The sequence below is a fragment of the Alcanivorax sp. HI0083 genome (genome assembly GCF_001635175.1).
Genome location: NZ_LWFX01000229.1, coordinates 1 through 810 on the forward strand (window position 1 = coordinate 1; position 810 = coordinate 810).

At 61.5% G+C, this 810-nt stretch carries 1 protein-coding gene; it reads right to left on the bottom strand.

The window, feature by feature from the left end; translation table 11 throughout:
• A partial coding sequence (locus A3754_RS02505; protein WP_255363105.1) for a type I restriction endonuclease occupies positions 1-724 on the bottom strand: 724 nt, incomplete at its 3' end.
• Positions 725-810 lie beyond the last annotated feature (86 nt).

An 810-nucleotide genomic window follows, 5' to 3' on the forward strand; every position in this document is an offset into this window, starting at 1 on the left:
GGGTGAGTACCTGTTCCCACAGGTAGGCGGTGCGGTAATTACCATCGCTGGCGGGTGGGTTGCCCGCGCCGAAATGGTGGCCACGGTTGAAGGGCAGAAAGAAGGTTTTGCCGCCGCTCAAGCGGGTGGTCATGAAGGCCTGGTCAGGGTCCACAGCGAAGTGCACCAGCGCCCGTTCCTTGAAGCGGAAAACCGGCTCCGCCGGGTCCCGGTCGTTGCGGTACTGGTGCATGGCGTGGTCGGCGGTCTGCCCGGTCATGGGGTTTTTCAGCTCCAGAGTCACCACCGGCAGGCCATTGACCGACAAGACCATGTCCAGGGACTTTTTCGGGTGTGTTTCGCTGAAATGCACCTGCCGGGTGACCCGCAGGCGGTTGCTCGCATACCGCTGCGCCGCCTGGGGGTTCATGGTGCTGTTGGGGGCAAACCAGGCCAGTCGGAACGTCCTGCCGAAGCACTTGAAGCCATGACGCAGCACATGCAAGGCGGTTTTTGAGGCCAGCTCCTTGGTCAGGGCGGTGAGCAGTACCTGCCCGGCCCGGTCCCCATGAAGCTTGACCAGCGCCTGCCAGGGCTTGGGCTGGCTGGTCTCGATAAACGCCAGCACTTCATCGGGAAACAGCGCCAGTGCCGGATCAAAGTCAGCCGCATCACCTTTTTCATAGCCGCCGTTTTCCAGCAGCGACTGTTCCATGGCCTGTTCGAAGTAGATTTCCTGATGCATGGGCTTCCCCGGTGTGGTGCGTTTTGTCTGGTTATGGCGATCCGCTTACCTTGATCTGGCCAGTGACGGCGTTGGTGATCAGGGCG